Source organism: Streptomyces malaysiensis subsp. malaysiensis (assembly GCF_040653035.1).
Taxonomy (GTDB): Bacteria; Actinomycetota; Actinomycetes; order Streptomycetales; family Streptomycetaceae; genus Streptomyces; species Streptomyces malaysiensis.
Genome location: NZ_JBEZNG010000031.1, coordinates 96,318 through 111,435 on the forward strand (window position 1 = coordinate 96,318; position 15,118 = coordinate 111,435).

The 15,118-nt window shown below is 71.7% G+C and carries 11 protein-coding genes and 1 tRNA gene; 4 read left to right on the top strand and 8 right to left on the bottom strand.

Going from position 1 to position 15,118, the window contains the following annotated elements:
• Positions 1 to 196: 196 nt before the first annotated feature.
• The 7 genes from AB0E24_RS39445 to AB0E24_RS39475 form a co-directional block, all read right to left on the bottom strand.
• Positions 197 to 1,993: a DEAD/DEAH box helicase gene (locus tag AB0E24_RS39445; RefSeq protein ID WP_079152962.1), complete on the bottom strand. Its 1,797-nt coding sequence runs from the start codon at positions 1,991 to 1,993 to the stop codon at positions 197 to 199.
• Positions 1,994 to 2,104: 111 nt separating this feature from the next.
• On the bottom strand, positions 2,105 to 2,479 hold the full coding sequence (locus AB0E24_RS39450; protein ID WP_079257839.1) for a type II toxin-antitoxin system death-on-curing family toxin: 375 nt from the start codon (positions 2,477 to 2,479) through the stop codon (positions 2,105 to 2,107).
• Positions 2,479 to 2,676, bottom strand: a complete 198-nt coding sequence (locus AB0E24_RS39455) for an Arc family DNA-binding protein (RefSeq protein WP_069863663.1) — start codon at positions 2,674 to 2,676, stop codon at positions 2,479 to 2,481. The genes AB0E24_RS39450 and AB0E24_RS39455 overlap by 1 nt, the downstream gene beginning before the upstream one ends.
• Positions 2,677 to 2,709: 33 nt before the next feature.
• Positions 2,710 to 4,203, bottom strand: coding sequence for an MFS transporter (locus AB0E24_RS39460; RefSeq protein WP_069863661.1), 1,494 nt, complete (start codon positions 4,201 to 4,203; stop codon positions 2,710 to 2,712).
• Positions 4,204 to 4,509: 306 nt separating this feature from the next.
• Positions 4,510 to 5,616 (bottom strand): YeiH family protein, encoded by a 1,107-nt coding sequence (locus tag AB0E24_RS39465; RefSeq protein ID WP_359384421.1) that lies wholly within the window; start codon positions 5,614 to 5,616, stop codon positions 4,510 to 4,512.
• Entirely contained in the window at positions 5,613 to 6,182 is a 570-nt protein-coding gene (locus tag AB0E24_RS39470; protein ID WP_359384422.1) for a cysteine dioxygenase family protein, read from the bottom strand. The genes AB0E24_RS39465 and AB0E24_RS39470 overlap by 4 nt, the downstream gene beginning before the upstream one ends.
• Before the next feature lie 173 nt (positions 6,183 to 6,355).
• The gene (locus tag AB0E24_RS39475) at positions 6,356 to 7,261 is read right to left on the bottom strand and encodes a LysR family transcriptional regulator (RefSeq protein ID WP_069863657.1); all 906 of its coding nucleotides are present in this window, start codon (positions 7,259 to 7,261) and stop codon (positions 6,356 to 6,358) included.
• A 196-nt stretch (positions 7,262 to 7,457) separates the two neighbouring features.
• Here AB0E24_RS39475 and AB0E24_RS39480 point away from each other — a divergent pair, with 196 nt between their 5' ends.
• From AB0E24_RS39480 to gntA, 4 genes are all read left to right on the top strand, one after another.
• On the top strand, positions 7,458 to 8,333 hold the full coding sequence (locus tag AB0E24_RS39480) for an alpha/beta fold hydrolase (RefSeq protein ID WP_359384425.1): 876 nt from the start codon (positions 7,458 to 7,460) through the stop codon (positions 8,331 to 8,333).
• A 253-nt stretch (positions 8,334 to 8,586) separates the two neighbouring features.
• Positions 8,587 to 8,661, top strand: a tRNA-Cys gene (locus AB0E24_RS39485).
• 323 nt (positions 8,662 to 8,984) lie between these two features.
• Positions 8,985 to 12,995: a non-ribosomal peptide synthetase gene (locus AB0E24_RS39490; protein ID WP_359384427.1), complete on the top strand. Its 4,011-nt coding sequence runs from the start codon at positions 8,985 to 8,987 to the stop codon at positions 12,993 to 12,995.
• Between the two features lie 287 nt (positions 12,996 to 13,282).
• Entirely contained in the window at positions 13,283 to 13,975 is a 693-nt protein-coding gene (gene gntA, locus AB0E24_RS39495) for a guanitoxin biosynthesis heme-dependent pre-guanitoxin N-hydroxylase GntA (RefSeq protein ID WP_283886487.1), read from the top strand.
• Between the two features lie 95 nt (positions 13,976 to 14,070).
• On the opposite strand, the gene AB0E24_RS39500 is transcribed toward gntA, so the two are convergent.
• A complete protein-coding gene (locus tag AB0E24_RS39500; RefSeq protein WP_069863647.1) occupies positions 14,071 to 14,874 on the bottom strand; it encodes a polysaccharide deacetylase family protein in 804 nt (267 codons plus the stop codon).
• Positions 14,875 to 15,118 lie beyond the last annotated feature (244 nt).

Below are 15,118 nucleotides of genomic sequence, written 5' to 3' on the forward strand. Positions count from 1 at the left end.
GCCCCAGGTTCGGGAAGGGGCGGGGAGCGGAAAAACCGCTCGGCACACCACCCCAGCCACCAGGACCCGCCACACTGGCGCGCCAACCCACCAAGGGGCACCCGGGGGCTCCACCCCCGGACCCGGGGTCTGGGGCGGAGCCCCAGGTTCGGGAAGGGGCGGGGAGGGGAAAGAGCCGCGCCTCAGCGCGCCCGCGTCACCGCATCCGCGTCGCCCACTCCTGAACCTTCTTGATCCGCTCGCGGATCTGCCCCGCCGTCGCCTCCGCGCTCGGCGGACCACCGCAGACCCGGCGCAGCTCGGTGTGGATCACGCCGTGCGGCTTACCGCTCTGGTGGACATACGCGCCGACCAGCGAGTTGAGCTGCTTGCGCAGCTCCAGCAGCTCCTTGTGGGTGACCACCGGCCGCCGCTCCGCCGGAAGCTCCAGCAGATCCGCCTCCGTGTCCGGCCTCTTGCGGCTGTGCGCGATCTGCTTGGCCTGCCGCTTCTGGAGCAGCATCTGCACCTGGTCGGGTTCGAGGAGCCCCGGGATGCCGAGGTAGTCCTGCTCCTCGGCGCTGCCCGGATGCGCCTGCATACCGAACTCGGCGCCGTCGTACAGCACCCGGTCGAAGACCGCGTCCGACTCCAGCGCCTCGAAGGGCAGTTGGTCCTGGTCGCCGGTGTCCTCGTCCTGCTGCTTCTCGGCCTCCTCGAGGAGCTTCTCCTCCTCCGCGTACGGGTTCTCCTCCTCGCCGTCCTTCTTCGGCTTGTCCAGGACGTGGTCGCGCTCGACCTCCATCTCGTTGGCGAAGCCGAGCAGCATCGGGATGGTGGGGAGGAAGACGGACGCGGTCTCGCCGCGCCGCCGCGACCGTACGAAACGGCCGACGGCCTGGGCGAAGAAGAGCGGGGTGGAGATGGTGGTCGCGTACACCCCGACCGCCAGCCGGGGCACGTCCACCCCCTCCGACACCATGCGGACGGCCACCATCCAGCGGTCGTCGGAGCCGCTGAAGTCCTCGATCCGCTGGGAGGCCGCCGCCTCGTCGGACAGCACGACCGTCGCCTTGGTGCCGGTGATCTCGCGGATCAGCTTGGCGTACGCACGGGCCGAGTCCTGGTCGGCGGCGATGACCAGCGCCCCCGCGTCCGGGATGCCCTTACGGACCTCGCTCAGCCGCTGGTCCGCGGCGCGCAGCACATTCGGCATCCAGTCGCCGCGCGGATCGAGCGCGGTGCGCCACGCCTGGGAGACGGCGTCCTTGGTCATCGGCTCGCCGAGCCGCGCCGCGATCTCGTCGCCCGCCTTGGTGCGCCAGCGCATGTTGCCGCTGTAGGAGAGGAAGATGACGGGGCGCACCACACCGTCGGAGAGCGCGTTGCCGTAGCCGTAGGTGTAGTCGGCGGAGGAGCGCCGGATGCCGTCGTTGCCCTCTTCGTAGGTGACGAAGGGGATGGGGTTGGTGTCGGACCTGAACGGGGTGCCGGTGAGCGCGAGCCGCCGCGTGGCCGGCTCGAACGCCTCCAGACACGCCTCGCCCCAGGAACGGGAGTCGCCGGCGTGGTGGATCTCGTCGAGGATGACGAGCGTCTTGCGCTGCTCGATCCGGTTGCGGTGCAGCATGGGCCGGACGCCGACGCCCGCGTAGGTCACGGCGACCCCGTGGTACTCCCGGCCCAGCGGGCCCGCGCTGTACTCCGGGTCCAGCTTGATGCCGACCCGCGCGGCGGCCTCCGCCCACTGCTTCTTCAGATGCTCGGTCGGCGCGACGACCGTCACCTGCTGGACGACATGGTGGTGCAGCAGCCAGGAGGCGAGGGTCAGCGCGAAGGTGGTCTTACCGGCGCCGGGGGTCGCCACCGCGAGGAAGTCCCGCGGCTGCTCCTGGATGTACTTGTCCAATGCGCCCTGCTGCCAGGCGCGCAGCTTGCTCGCGGTACCCCAGGGAGCCCGGCCGGGGAAGGCGGGCGAGAGGTGATGGCTGGTGGAGGCGGCAGTAGTACTCACGGTCTCCGTCGGGCTGGCTCGGCGAGGTCGATCGGGAACCGCGTCAGCCTACCGGTGCCGTCCTTCACGCTTCGGGGTACGCGGGGATCCCACCCGAGGGTGGGATCAGACTCACATTCTTTCCGTGAACCGGGTCAGCCCCTCCGCGATCTTCGCCACGTCCAGCTCGCCCTGGCAGACGCTCAGTACGAAGCGCTCGGCCTCGTCGACGTCGAAGTCCGCGTGCAGTGGATGCCCATTGATGTGGAGGAAGACCCAGGTCGCGTACCAGGAGAGCCGCTTGTTGCCGTCCACCAAGGCGTGGTTGCGAGCCGACGACTCCATCAGCGCCGCAGCCTTCTGCCACACGTCCGGGTAGGCGTCCTGCCCGAACACACTCGCCTGCGGACGGGCCAGCGCGGACTCCAGCAACCCGTAGTCGCGCACTTCGCTCTCCCCGAGGCGCTCGGCGAGGTTCAGCAGCTCGGGCAGCGTGAGGTAGTGCATCAGGCGAGCCTCCGGTTGAGCTCTTCGCTCACCCGCAACACATGGTCGGCGGCCTCGTCGAACCGCCGGGAGTGCTCATTGATCGCCGCCATCACCGCGTCGTGGGCGAACGACTGCATGCTCCGGCCCTCCGCCTCCGCGCGCTTGCGCAAGGCGTCGAGCTCTTCGTCCGTAAAACGTAGATTCAGCGCGGCCATGCGCCTGATGGTACTGCGTGGTACTACGTGGTGCTATCGGCTTTCTGGCCGCAGCCGCGTCGTCACCCACGCCCCCACCAGCGCCACCGCCGCCATCGCCACGTAGACCGCCCCGAAGGCGGCCGGCTGGTGGGAGGCCGTGGGGCCGGTGACGGCGATGTCGCCGCCGCCGAAGGTGACGAAGAGGACGCCGCTGAGGCCGACCAGCGTGATGTTGCCGAGGGCGTCGGAGACCTGGAGGGAGGCGGAGTTGCTGCCCGCGTCCTCCGGCCGGGAGAGCTTCAGCAGCAGCACGCTCCCGCTGGAGATGGCCAGCCCCATCCCGTAGCCGCCGATCACCCAGGCCACCGCCACGATCCAGGCCGGGACGGAGTCGGTGAGGGCCAGGAGCACCGTGGCGATGGACACGGCGATGAGCAGCATGCCGAGGCCCATCAGCCGTTCGCGGTGCGGCTCCAGACGCGGGCGGCTCTGGGTGTACGAGCCCAGGGCCCAGGTGAGTCCGCCACCGGTGAGGGAGAGCCCGGCGGCGGTGGCGGACAGGTCGCGCTGGGTCACCAGCATCAGCGGGACGAAGCTCTCCGCGCCCAGGAAGGACCCCGCCGCCACCCCGCGCAGCAGGATTACCGACGGCAGTCCGCGGGCGGCGCGGAAGGTGCCCTTGGGCAGCAGCCGCAGTACGCAGGGGACGAGCAGGGCGAGCCCGGCGGCGGCCGGGACGAGGGAGAGCCAGCTGAGGTCCTGGCCCGCGTACTGGAGCAGCCCGGCGCCGACCGCGACGGCGAGCGCGAGCAGGATGCGGCGGCGGTTCATACCCGCGGAGCGCTCGCTCGGCGGCAGGGCGCGCAGCGCGGGGAGCATCACCGCGAGCGGCGGCACCACCAGCACCGGGATGGCGAGGAAGACCCAGCGCCAGCCGGCCTGCTCGGTGACGGTCCCGGCGGCGAGCGGGCCGACGATGACGGGCAGCACCCAGGCGGCGGAGAAGGACGCCAGCACGGCGGGCTGAAGCCGCTGCGGATAGGCGCGGCCGACCACCACGTACAGCGCGACGATCACCAGCCCGCCGCCTATGCCCTGTATCGCGCGCCCGCCCACGAACATCCACATCCGCTGTGCCGAACCGGCCACCAGCAGCCCGGCGGCGAACGCCGCGATCCCGGTGAACAGCGGCGTCAGCGGCCCTTTGCGGTCGCACCACTCCCCCGACAGCGCCATCGCGAACAGGCTCGCGGTGAAGTAGGCGGAGAAGGCGTACGCGTAGAGCTCGACCCCGTCCAGCGCGCGGGCCGCGACCGGCATCGCGGTGTTGACCGCGCTCGCCTCGAAGGCGATGAGGGAGACGACGGTGACGATGCCGAGCGTGAGGGCGCGGTAGCGCTTCCCCCATACGGTGTCGCCGCCGCCTTCCAGGCCCAGGTCTCCGCCGTCCGGCTCGGGACGGACGGCGGGGACGGCGGACGCCTGGGGCGGCGGGGCGCCGTCCGCGACGGCGGCGTCGGCGTCATGGGGGTCACGAGGGGTCATGGCGTCAGGGTAAGTGGCGTTCCCGGATGTCACACCTGTCGCGGGACGGAGCCGCGCTCGGCCGTTGGCCCTAAGCAGATCGGCGGAAGTCGGCCGCGGTTCGAGGGGCGCCCCGAAGGGCGCCGGGCTCGGTCGATATGCGGCTGTGCCGATATGCGGCTCCGCCGCGTGGGCGCGGCCGGCCACGACGGCGCCGCGGACGATCGACGGCGTCTCCTCCGGCCGTGGCTATACGCGGTGAGTCCGCCCGTTGGTCCTAAGCGGTGAGTCCGTCCATGGCCCTACGCGGTGAGTCCAGGCGCAGCCCTACGTGGTGAGCAGGACGCCCCCGTACGAGGCCCCCGCGATCACCACCCACGCACACAGCCCCAGCGCGGCGACCCGGGCGCCGGTGCGGGTGAGCGAGGGGAGGTGGACGGCGCTGCCGAGGCCGAAGAGGGCGGCGGCGAGGAGGAGTTCCTGGGCGGTGGCGGCGGTGTCCAGCACGGCGGTGGACAGGACGTCCGTACTGCGCAGGGCGGTCATCGCGAGGAAGCCGAGGACGAACAGCGGCACCAGCGGCGGCCGCCGCTTCGCCTCCTGACCCCCGGCCTCCTGGCCCCCGGTCTCCTGGCCGCCGATCTCCTGGCTCCCGCTGCCCCCGGTCCTCTTGACGCGCCCCCGCGCCCGTACGGATGTCGCGAGCACCGCGACCAGCGGGGCGAGCAGGGCCACCCGTACCAGCTTGACCAGCACCGCGTCGCCCAGCGCCGCCGGCCCCGCGGTCTGCGCGGTCGCCACGACCTGGCCCACGTCGTGCACGCCGGCCCCCACCCACCGACCGAACGCCGCGTCGCCGAGCCCCAAGGGGTGCTGGAGCAGCGGCAGGACGGCGATGGCGAGCGTGCCGCACAGCGTCACCAGCGCCACGGAGGTGGCCACATCGCGCTCATCGCTGTCCGACACCTCGCTCACCGCGCCGATCGCGGACGCCCCACAGATCGAGTAGCCGGTCGCGATCAGCAGCGGCTGATCGCCGCGCAGCCCCATCCGGCGGCCGAGCCACCAGGTGCCGCAGAAGGTGGCGGCGACCACACCCAGGACCATCGCCACGGTGGCCCAGCCGAGGCCCAGCACATCGTTCAGGCTGAGCTTGAGCCCGAGCAGCACGATGCCCAGGCGCATCAGCCGCTTCCCGGCGAGGGAGAGCCCGGCGCGGCAGACGCCCCGGACGAGTCCGCGGGCCCCCGGCAGATGCGCGGCGACGATGCCCAGCACCACGGCCGCGGTCAGCAGGGGTACGGCGGGGAGCAGCCGGTGGACGCCCCAGGCGGCCGCGACCCCGGCCACGGCGAGCCCGAGCCCGTACGACGTGGCGGGCGGCCGCCATCCGGCGGCCTGCCGCGCCCGGCCGGGCGCGGCGGTCAGCGTCACTGGCCGTCCGCCGTCGGCAGCTCGTAGACCCGCCGGACGCTGCTGCCCAGGCGGGCGATGTCCGCCCCGTAGACATGGATCGAGATCGCCTTGGTCCCGCAGGCGTTCCACACCCTGTGGATATCTCCGGGCGGCGCGAAACCGCACACCGCGCCCCGCGGGTTGACCACGTCCTCGACCGCGATCAGCCGTGAACCCGGACCGTCGGGGACGAGGCGGTAGCGCCGCTCGTGCTCCTCGCCCTCATGGACGCCGGTGACACACCAGGACACATGGTCATGGATCGCCGTGCGCTGACCGGGCAGCCATACCAGCGCGACGATCGAGAAGCTGCCGTCGGGCTCGGCGTGCAGGATGTGCTGGCGGTAGCGGTCGGGGTCGCCCTCGCGCTGTTCGGAGGTGAGCAGATCGGCCGCGCCGAGGTGGGGCGCGAGCCGCTCGCCCACCAGATAGGCGGTCACATCGGGTGCCAGGCCCCGTCCGACCACCTCGCGGACGTCGCCGACGAACGCGCCGAGGCGTGCCGTGAGAAGGCGGGAGGACGGATACGCGGTCGGGGTGGTCATGGTGGCAGCGTCCTGCCGCCCGCTCCATCACGTCCAACGACAGGTTGTTGAGCCGCCCCCAAGCTCCGCTTATGGATGGGTGGTCAGGGCATAGGCGGTCAAGGCACGGGCGGTCAGGCCATGGGAGGTCCGGGCACGGACGGTCAGGCCACGAACGGTCGGCGCACCGCCGCTCAGCATCCGACCCGGTTCGCGGCCACCGTCTTCAGCTCCTCCAGCACCCGCGCGGTGGCCGGTATCCCCAGATGTTCGCGCAGCACATACGCCGAGACCCGGCGGCGCGAGGCGGGGTCCAGGGCGCGCCCGGTGACCTTCTGATGGCACAGGAACGACAGCACCAGACCCGGCATCATCGCCACGCCGAGCCCCGCCGCGACCATGCTCTGCACCACCAGATTGTCGTCGGTGGTGAAGGCTATGTCGGGGGCGAAGCCCTGCTCGGCGCATTCGTGCAGGAAATTGGCGCGGCACCGCAGACATCCGGCGATCCAGCGCTCCTCGCTCAGCTCCGCCAGCTTGACCGCCCGCCGTCTGGCCAGCGGATGCCCGGTCGGCAGCAGCACCGTCAGCTGGTCCTCCAGCAGCGGGATCTCCACCAGCTCGGCGGGGGTCTCCTCGCGCAGCCCGGGATAGGTGAAGGCGAGGGTGATGTCGCACTCCCCGCGCACCACCCGCCCCAGCGACTCCGGCGGCTCGCCCTCCAGCAGTTCCACCCGCACCCCCGGATGGGCGGCGGCGAGCCGGGCCATGGCCTCGGGGATGAGGGTCGCGTTGGCGCTGGGGAAGGCGCAGACGCGCACCCGGCCCGAGCGCAGCCGGGTGATGGCGTTCATCTGCTGCTGGGCGGTGGAGATGCTGGTCAGAATGGTGTCGGCGTGACGGGCGAGGGTCTCCCCCGCCTCGGTGAGCCGCATCCCCCGGCCGACCCGGATGAACAGCGGACTGCCGACGGCCCGTTCGAGCGCCTTCATCTGCTGGGTGATGGCCGGCTGGGTATAGCCGAGTGCGCGGGCGGCCCCGGAGTAGGAGCCGGAGCGGACCACCTCGTGGAACGTCTTGATGTGCCGGGAATCGAACACGTTCGCATCATACGGAGAGACGGAGAGACGGAGAGGGGGACGGAAACCATAAGCGCGATTTGGGGCCGCACAAGATCACCCCTACCGGCGCTTTTCCGTCACCCGGGCCGCCGCGGCACGTCGCGGCGCCACACCGGTGCCCGGGCTCACCGGGTCGAGCACGGTCAAGACGGCGATGCTGGGGCAAGCTGACCCCATGCCGCACTACACCTCGTACGACGGAACCGAGCTGGCCTACCGCGTCCTGGAGGCCCGGGACGGCTCGGCCGGGCCACCGCTGATCTGCCTGGCGGGCGGGCCGGGGCGGGACGCCGCGTATCTGGGCGACCTCGGCGGCCTGAACGCCCATCACACCCTCGTCATCCCCGACAGCCGCGGCACCGGGGACTCGCCACCGGCCGTCGACCCCAGCGGCTACGCCTTTCCCGGGCTCGCCGAGGACCTCGAGGCGCTCCGCCGCCATCTGGACCTCGCCCGCTTCCCGCTGCTCGCCCATGACGCGGCCGCCGCCACGGCCCAGGCGTACGCGGCCGCCCACCCCGAGCCGCTCAGCCGGCTGATCCTGGTCTGCCCGGGCGCCCGGCTCCAGGGCGAACTCCCCGAGGACGCCCGGGAGATCTTCGAGTCCCGCGCCGACGAGCCGTGGTGGCAGGAGGCGTACACGGCGGTCCAGCTGCTGCCCGACACCACCGACCTCGCCGAGATGCGCGGACTGCTGCTCCAGGCCGCCCCCATGGCGTACGGCCGCTGGGAGGAGCCCCAGCGGGCCCACGCCGAGAGCGAGGGCGAGCAGCTGGGGCCGGTGGCGCGGGCCGGCTTCTGGCAGGGCGTCGACGAGGCGGGACGGCGCGCGGTGCTGACCCGGCTGCGCGAGGTGCCGTGCCCGGTGCTGGCGGTCACCGGCGACCGGGACGCGGTGACCGGGATGCGCGCCGGGGAGCTGGTCGCCGAGTCCTTCCCGGACGGCCAGGTGCGGCCGCTGCCCGGGGTGGGCCACTATCCATGGGTCGACGAGCCGGATCTCTTCCGCCAGGCGATCGAGGACTTCCTGACCCAGCGCCCCACGGCGTGAACCGGGTCTCTGCCGCCGTGAACCGGACCGCACCCGACGGCGTGACCTGGCACATCGCCCCACACCGTGATCCGGGGCGCCGCCCCACGGCGTAACCGGAAGCCCCGCACCGCGCCGCGAACCGGGGCCCGTCCCGTCCCGGGCGGACTCCCCCGGCCGCCATGAACGCAGTGTGTCAGTCGTATGGCGGCCCCCGCCGCGCCGTTGTCCCGGCCCCGCCCCCGCCCTATCGTCGAGAACACAGCACGACATCGGCCGTGTGCCCGAGTGGTTGAGGGGCTCGACTGCAAATCGAGTTACGTGGGTTCGATTCCCGCCACGGCCTCCACGCACCAGCGCGGGCGTCCTCACCGGACGTCCGCGCATTGGGTTGCCTCTCGGCGAACTCCCGGACATCCTCTGGACACACGCGCCCGCGGGGCGCATGCTCGTGGACGCCATCCGGCCGTCCCGGAATCGCGGTGTGCACCAGGTAAATCCCTAGGGGCGCGGCGATTTTCACAGTCTCGCCACCGAACGGTCTCCTGACCCCCGCACTGAGTGCAATTCCGTCTCATAGGGTCGCGATGTAGTGCCTGCGACCGCGCGGAATAACGACTCCCGGTCATCGGCCATCTTTTTCGACCGCGTCCCTTTCTCAGTGGGGGAAATGTGCAGCCCGCCGTACCGGCCGCCCGACTGCCGCTCACGACCGGCCAGAGTGAGATCTGGTTCATCGAGCAGCTGGAGCCGCCGGAGAGCACCACCTTCCGGGTCGGTGAGTACCTGGAGATCCAAGGACCGATAGACACCGAGATATTCGAGCGGGCCCTGCGCCGGGCCGTGGCGGAGGCCGAGCCCTACAACGTGCGGGTCGGTGAGGACAACGGGGAGCCCTGGCAGATCCTGGACCCGGTGACCGACTGGGAACTGCCGAAGCTGGACCTCACCGGCGAGCACGACCCCTGGGCCACGGCCGAGCGGTGGATGAAGAACGACCTGGCCACGGGGGCGCTCAAGCTGGGCGACTATCCGGCGTTCTCGTTCGCCCTGCTCAAGGTGGAGCCCGAGCGGTTCCTCTGGTACCAGGGCACGCACCACATCGTGTCGGACGCCGGATCGGCGGCCCTGCTGGGCCGGCGGGCCGCCGAGGTGTACACCGCGCTCATGACGGGGACCGATCCGGCCGAGGGGGAAACGGCCTTCGGCTCGCTGCGGGCGATGGTCGACCAGGACGCGGAATACCGGGCCTCACCGGATTTCGCCAAAGATCGAGCGTACTGGCTGGAACATTTCGGTGATTCTCCGCGTCCGGCACGACTTTCCACCCACCCCACCAGGGAACTTTCCACCGTTCTCCGGCAGACCGCCTACCTGACCGAGGCGGAAGCGGTCGAGCTGCGGGCCGCCGCGCGTAAATACGCCACCCACTGGTCGGCTATGATCATCGCGGCGACCGCGTTGTATCTGCATCGATTGACCGGTAAATCCGACATCATTCTGACGCTGCCGGTATCGGGCCGTACCGATGCCATCGCCCGTGCCATTCCCGGGATGTTCGCCAATGTCGTGCCGCTGCGCATACAGGTGCGCACGGATATGCGAATACGGGAGCTGATACGGCAGGTCTCACGGGAAGTCAGGCAGGCCCTTCGCCATCAGCGCTACCGCCGTATCGACCTGGCCCGGGATCTGCGACTCCCGGACGGCGGAAACGGTTTGCTCGGCCCGCACGTCAACATCATGACGTACGACTACGACTTCCACTTCGCCGGTCACCGGGTCAAGGGCCACAACCTCTCCAACGGAACCGTCGAGGACCTCTCGATCATGGGGTACGACCGGTCCGACGGCACCGGTATCCGGATCGACCTCAACGCCAACTCCAACCTCTACACCGAGGACGCCCTCATCGCCCACCGGGAGCGCTATCTCGGCCTGCTGCGCTCCCTCTCCGACACCTCCGACATGGGGCGCACCGTCGGCTCCCTGGAGCTGCTGTCCGCCGAGGAGCGCCGGCAGGTGCTGGGCGCGCCGGGCGACACGGCGCATCCGATCTCCGGCGCCACCCTCCCGGAGCTGCTGGCGGCCCAGGCCGCCCGGACCCCCGGTGCCCAGGCCCTGGTCCGCGACGGCACCGCGGTCACCTACGCCGAGCTGGACCGGGCGGCGAACCGGCTGGCCAAGGTGCTCATCGCGCGCGGCGCCGGGCCCGAGCGCACCGTCGGAGTGGCCCTGCCCCGCTCCGCCGACCTGGTCATCGCGCTGATCGCGGTGCTGAAGACGGGGGCCGCGTATCTGCCCCTGGACCTGGACTACCCGGCCGAGCGGCTGGCGTACATGCTCGACGACGCGGCGCCCGCCCTCGTCGTCACCCGTGCCGACAGCGCCGCGGCGCTGCCCGCGCGAAGTGGTGTGCGGCGGCTGCTGCTGGACGTCGTGGACACCTCGGGCCCCTGGGACGCCACGAGGGACTCCACACCCAAGGTGGCGATCGACCCCGAGCACCCCGCTTACATCATCTACACCTCGGGCTCCACCGGCCGCCCCAAGGGCGTCCTCGTACCGCACCGGGCCGTGGCCAACTGCCTGGAGTGGATGCAGGACGCGTACGGCCTCACCACCGGGGACCGGATGCTCCAGAAGACCCCGGCCGGGTTCGACGCCTCGGTCTGCGAGTTCTTCTGGCCGCTGCTCAGCGGCGCGACCCTGGTGGTGGCCAGGCCCGGCGGCCACAAGGACCCGGCGTACCTGGTCCGCACGGTGCGCGAGGAGGGCATCACCACGCTCCAGTTCGTGCCGTCGATGCTCCAGGCGTTCCTCGCCGAGCCGGACGCCGCCGACGCGTGCGCGGGTGTGCTGCGGCGGGCCTCCAGCGGCGGTGAGGCGCTGCCGCGGGAGACCGCCGAGCGGTTCCACGAGCGGTTCCCCGGTGTGCCGCTGAACAACCTCTACGGGCCCACCGAGACCACGATCCAGATCGCCCACCACCCCTCGGCGCCCGGCGGCGAGGGACCGGTGCCGATCGGCCGGCCGGTGTGGAACACCCGGATGTACGTCCTCGACACCGCACTGAAGCCCTGCCCGGCCGGGGTCACCGGCGAGCTGTACGTATCCGGGGCGCAGCTGGCCCGCGGCTATCTCAACCGGCCCGCCCTGACCGCCGAGCGGTTCGTCGCCGACCCCTACGGCCCGCCCGGCACCCGGATGTACCGCACCGGCGATCTGGCCCGCAGGCTGCCGGACGGCGATGTCGAGTACGTGGGCCGCACCGACGGCCAGGTCCAGCTGCGCGGCTTCCGCATCGAGCTGGGCGAGGTCGAGGCGGCGCTGCGGGCGCTCCCGCAGGTCGCCGGGGCGGCCGCGGCGGTCCGCGCCGACCGGCCCGGCGACCAGCGGCTGGTCGCCTATGTGACGGCCGCCGGAGACACCCCGCCGGACGCCGCCGCGGCCCGCGAGGCGCTGGGCGAGGTGCTGCCCGAGCACATGGTGCCCAGCGCGCTGGTGGTCCTCGACGCCCTTCCGCTGGACGCCAACGGCAAGCTGGACCGCGCCGCGCTGCCCGCGCCCTCCTTCGAGGCCACCACGGGCGGGCGGGCGCCCCGCACCCCGCGCGAGGAGACGCTGTGCGCGCTCTTCGGCGAGGTCCTGGGCGTCGACGGCGTCACCATCGACGACGACTTCTTCCTGCTCGGCGGCCATTCGCTGCTCGCCTCCAAGCTGGCCAGCCAGGCCCGCGCCGCGCTGGCCACCGAACTGTCGATGCGCGACCTCTTCGAGGCGCCCACCGTCGCCCGGCTGGTGGCCCGCCTGGACGCCGCGGGCCCGGCCGGGGCGCACCAGGGCCAGCCGCTGGACATCCTGCTGCCGCTGCGCGGCGAGGGGCCGCGCCCACCGCTGTTCTGCGTCCACCCCGGCGGCGGCCTCGGCTGGTCGTACACCGGGCTGCTCCGCCATCTCGCCCCGGACCAGCCGGTGTACGCCCTCCAGGCGCGCGGGCTGACCGAGCCGGACGTCCTCCCGGCGAGCGTCGAGGAGATGGCCGCCGACTATCTGGAGCAGATCCGCACCGTCCAGCCGTCCGGTCCGTACCACCTGCTCGGCTGGTCCTTCGGCGGGCTGATCGCACACGCCATGGCCACCCGGCTCCAGGACCGGGGCGAGGAGGTCGCCGTGCTGGCCGTGGTCGATGCCTACCCCGACAACGCCCAGGCGCTGCCCGGCGCACCGGAGCTCAGCAAGCGCCAGTGGCTGGGGGTGCTGCTCGACGACATCGGGGGCGGCGACATCTTCGCCCCGGGCTGGCTGGAGGCACACCCGGACGGGGCCGAGGGCACCGCCGATCTGGTGGCCGACCTCTGCCGGGAGACCGGGCTGCCGCCCCGGCTGCTGGCGGGCGAGACCAGCTTCCCGCTGCTGGACATCCTGCTCAACGACCAGGAGCTGATGCGGAAGTTCGCGCCCGAGCGGTTCCACGGCGACATGCTGATGTTCCGGGCCATGGAGGAGATCCCCGGCTACCGGCGCGACGCGCTGCATGTGGCGGACGGCTGGCTGCCCTTCGTGGACGGCGCCCTGGTGGTGCACGGCATCCCCGATCACCACTACCGGATGATGCGGGAGGAATCCCTGGACCGGATCGGCCCGGTGATCGCGGCAGCGCTGGACCGCGCCGGAAGCTGAACGGCCGGGCTCGGTTCCGGGCCGGGGCCGCTCCCTCGGGGCGGCCCCGGCCCGGCGAACACCTCGCCGGGGCCATAGGCGGGCGGTGGGAGGTGACGGCCCGTCCCGTCCACTGGGACGGGCGGCCGGCGGATTTCGCCGATCGGCCCTTGACGATCACAATTCAGCCAGGCGACCCATCTCGTTCTCCTGCTCTCCTACGCAGGTGAGCAGGGTGGGCGCCTTCGAATGCGGAGAAGGAGATGAGCTCCCAGCGAGGAGGCAGGTAGTTGGAAGGAAGGCTGGCCATGACAGTGGACGCACGTGACGAGGTGGAGCGGTTCATTCTGGGGGACCGGTTCGCCTGCCTGGCGGGACGGTCCGCCTGGCGCAAGGGTGGCATCACCCATCGTCACTACGACCTGATGGGATCCGATGATTCGGCCCGGCTGATGGCACTCGATCTCGCGGATTTCGTGGACTCGGCCGACTGGAGCCACCGGTCGTTCACGAGCTTCATCGCGACCTTCGAGCGGCCTCGCGGGGTGGATGAGCTGCGGTTCGAGGAGCTGCTGTGGGAACAGCTCCAGCTGCTCCACGAACAGGACTCCCGGTCCTATCGCTGGGCCGCGGGCCGTTCGTCCGATCCGCAGGCCAGGGAGTTCGCCTACAGCGTCGCCGGTCACCCCTTCTTCGTCATCGGTCTGCACGAGACCCACCGCCGCTGGGGCCGCCGTCCTCCCTTCCCGATGCTGGCCTTCAACTCGCATGAGCAGTTCGACCGCATCAAGGCCGCCGAGATGTGGGACCGGCTCGCGGAGAAGATACGCAAACAGGACATCCAGCTCCAGGGCGATATCAACCCCAACCTGCTCGAGTACGAGGAGCTCTCCGAGGCCCGCCGCTACTCCGGCCGCCCGAAGCCGGCCGACTGGCAGTGCCCGTTCACCGCCCGCGAGGGCGAGCGCGAGCCCGCTCTGACGGGTCCGCCCCCGGCCTGAGCGGAGTGTCCGTCGGCGGCGGGCGCCATCCGCCCGCCGCCGACGGACACGGTGACCAGGATCGTTCCCGGGGGCTCGCGCCGCGCGAACGGCCATCAGCGCACGGGGAAACCGAAGCTGTACCCCTCCTGCTTCAGCCACGGCAGGACCTGGCGCAGCGCTTCGACCGTCTGGCCGCGGTCGCCGCCCGCGTCGTGGAAGAGCACGGTGGGGCCGCTGGAGATCTCGTTCTTGACGGTGTTGACCATGGCCTCGACCCCCGGCTTCTCGAAGTCCTTGGAGTCCACGTTCCAGCCCAGCGGCCGCATGCCCCGCGAGGCGGCGATCTGACGGCTGTACGGGGTGAACGCACCGCCCGGAGCACGGTAGTAGAGCGGCTTGACGCCCCCTGACGCCTTGGTGATCATTCGCTGGGCGTCGAGGATCTCCTTGGACTGGTAGGCGGATGACTTGGTGTCCATCGCCGTGTCATGCGACATGGAGTGGTCGCACAGCCGGTGCCCGTCCGCGACCACGTCCTTGACCAGGTCCGGATGGGCCTGGGCCTGCGGACCGACCATGCAGAAGGTGGCCTTGACGCCGTTGGCCTCGAGCACCTGGAGGACCTGCGGGGTCCAGGTCGGATCCGGACCGTCGTCGATCGTGATGTTGACGCCCTTGGCGCCCTTGTCGGAGGCGTGGGCGATGTCCATGTTGACCACGGGAGCGGGCAGTTCGGGGTCCGGCTCGGAGGTCTGGCCCACGATCGGCGTCGGCTTCCGCGCCGGTGACGCACCCGGATCCGCCTCGGCGGTTCCGGCCTGGGCGGTCCACACGGCGGCCAGGGCGGTCACCCCCACCACACCGAACGCCGCGACCAGTACTCGGCCGTTCGCCCCCAGGACCCGGTGCCGTGCCATGTCCGCCTCATTCCCCATGTCGCCTGTGTCGCTTTCGCATCCATGAGGAGGGGATTGGGGCGGGGAGGGATCCCTCTGTTACACGTCTCGCACAATCCCGTGCCGCGGACGGGGAGGCGCGGACAGCCGGGCGCGGTCGGCGGGGGCGCGGCACCTTGATCCGCCGATGCTGAGCGACGCGGGAAGGGAGTAGGCCGATCACATCGCCAGGCGGACAGGACGAGCACTTCGGCAGCACCCACTC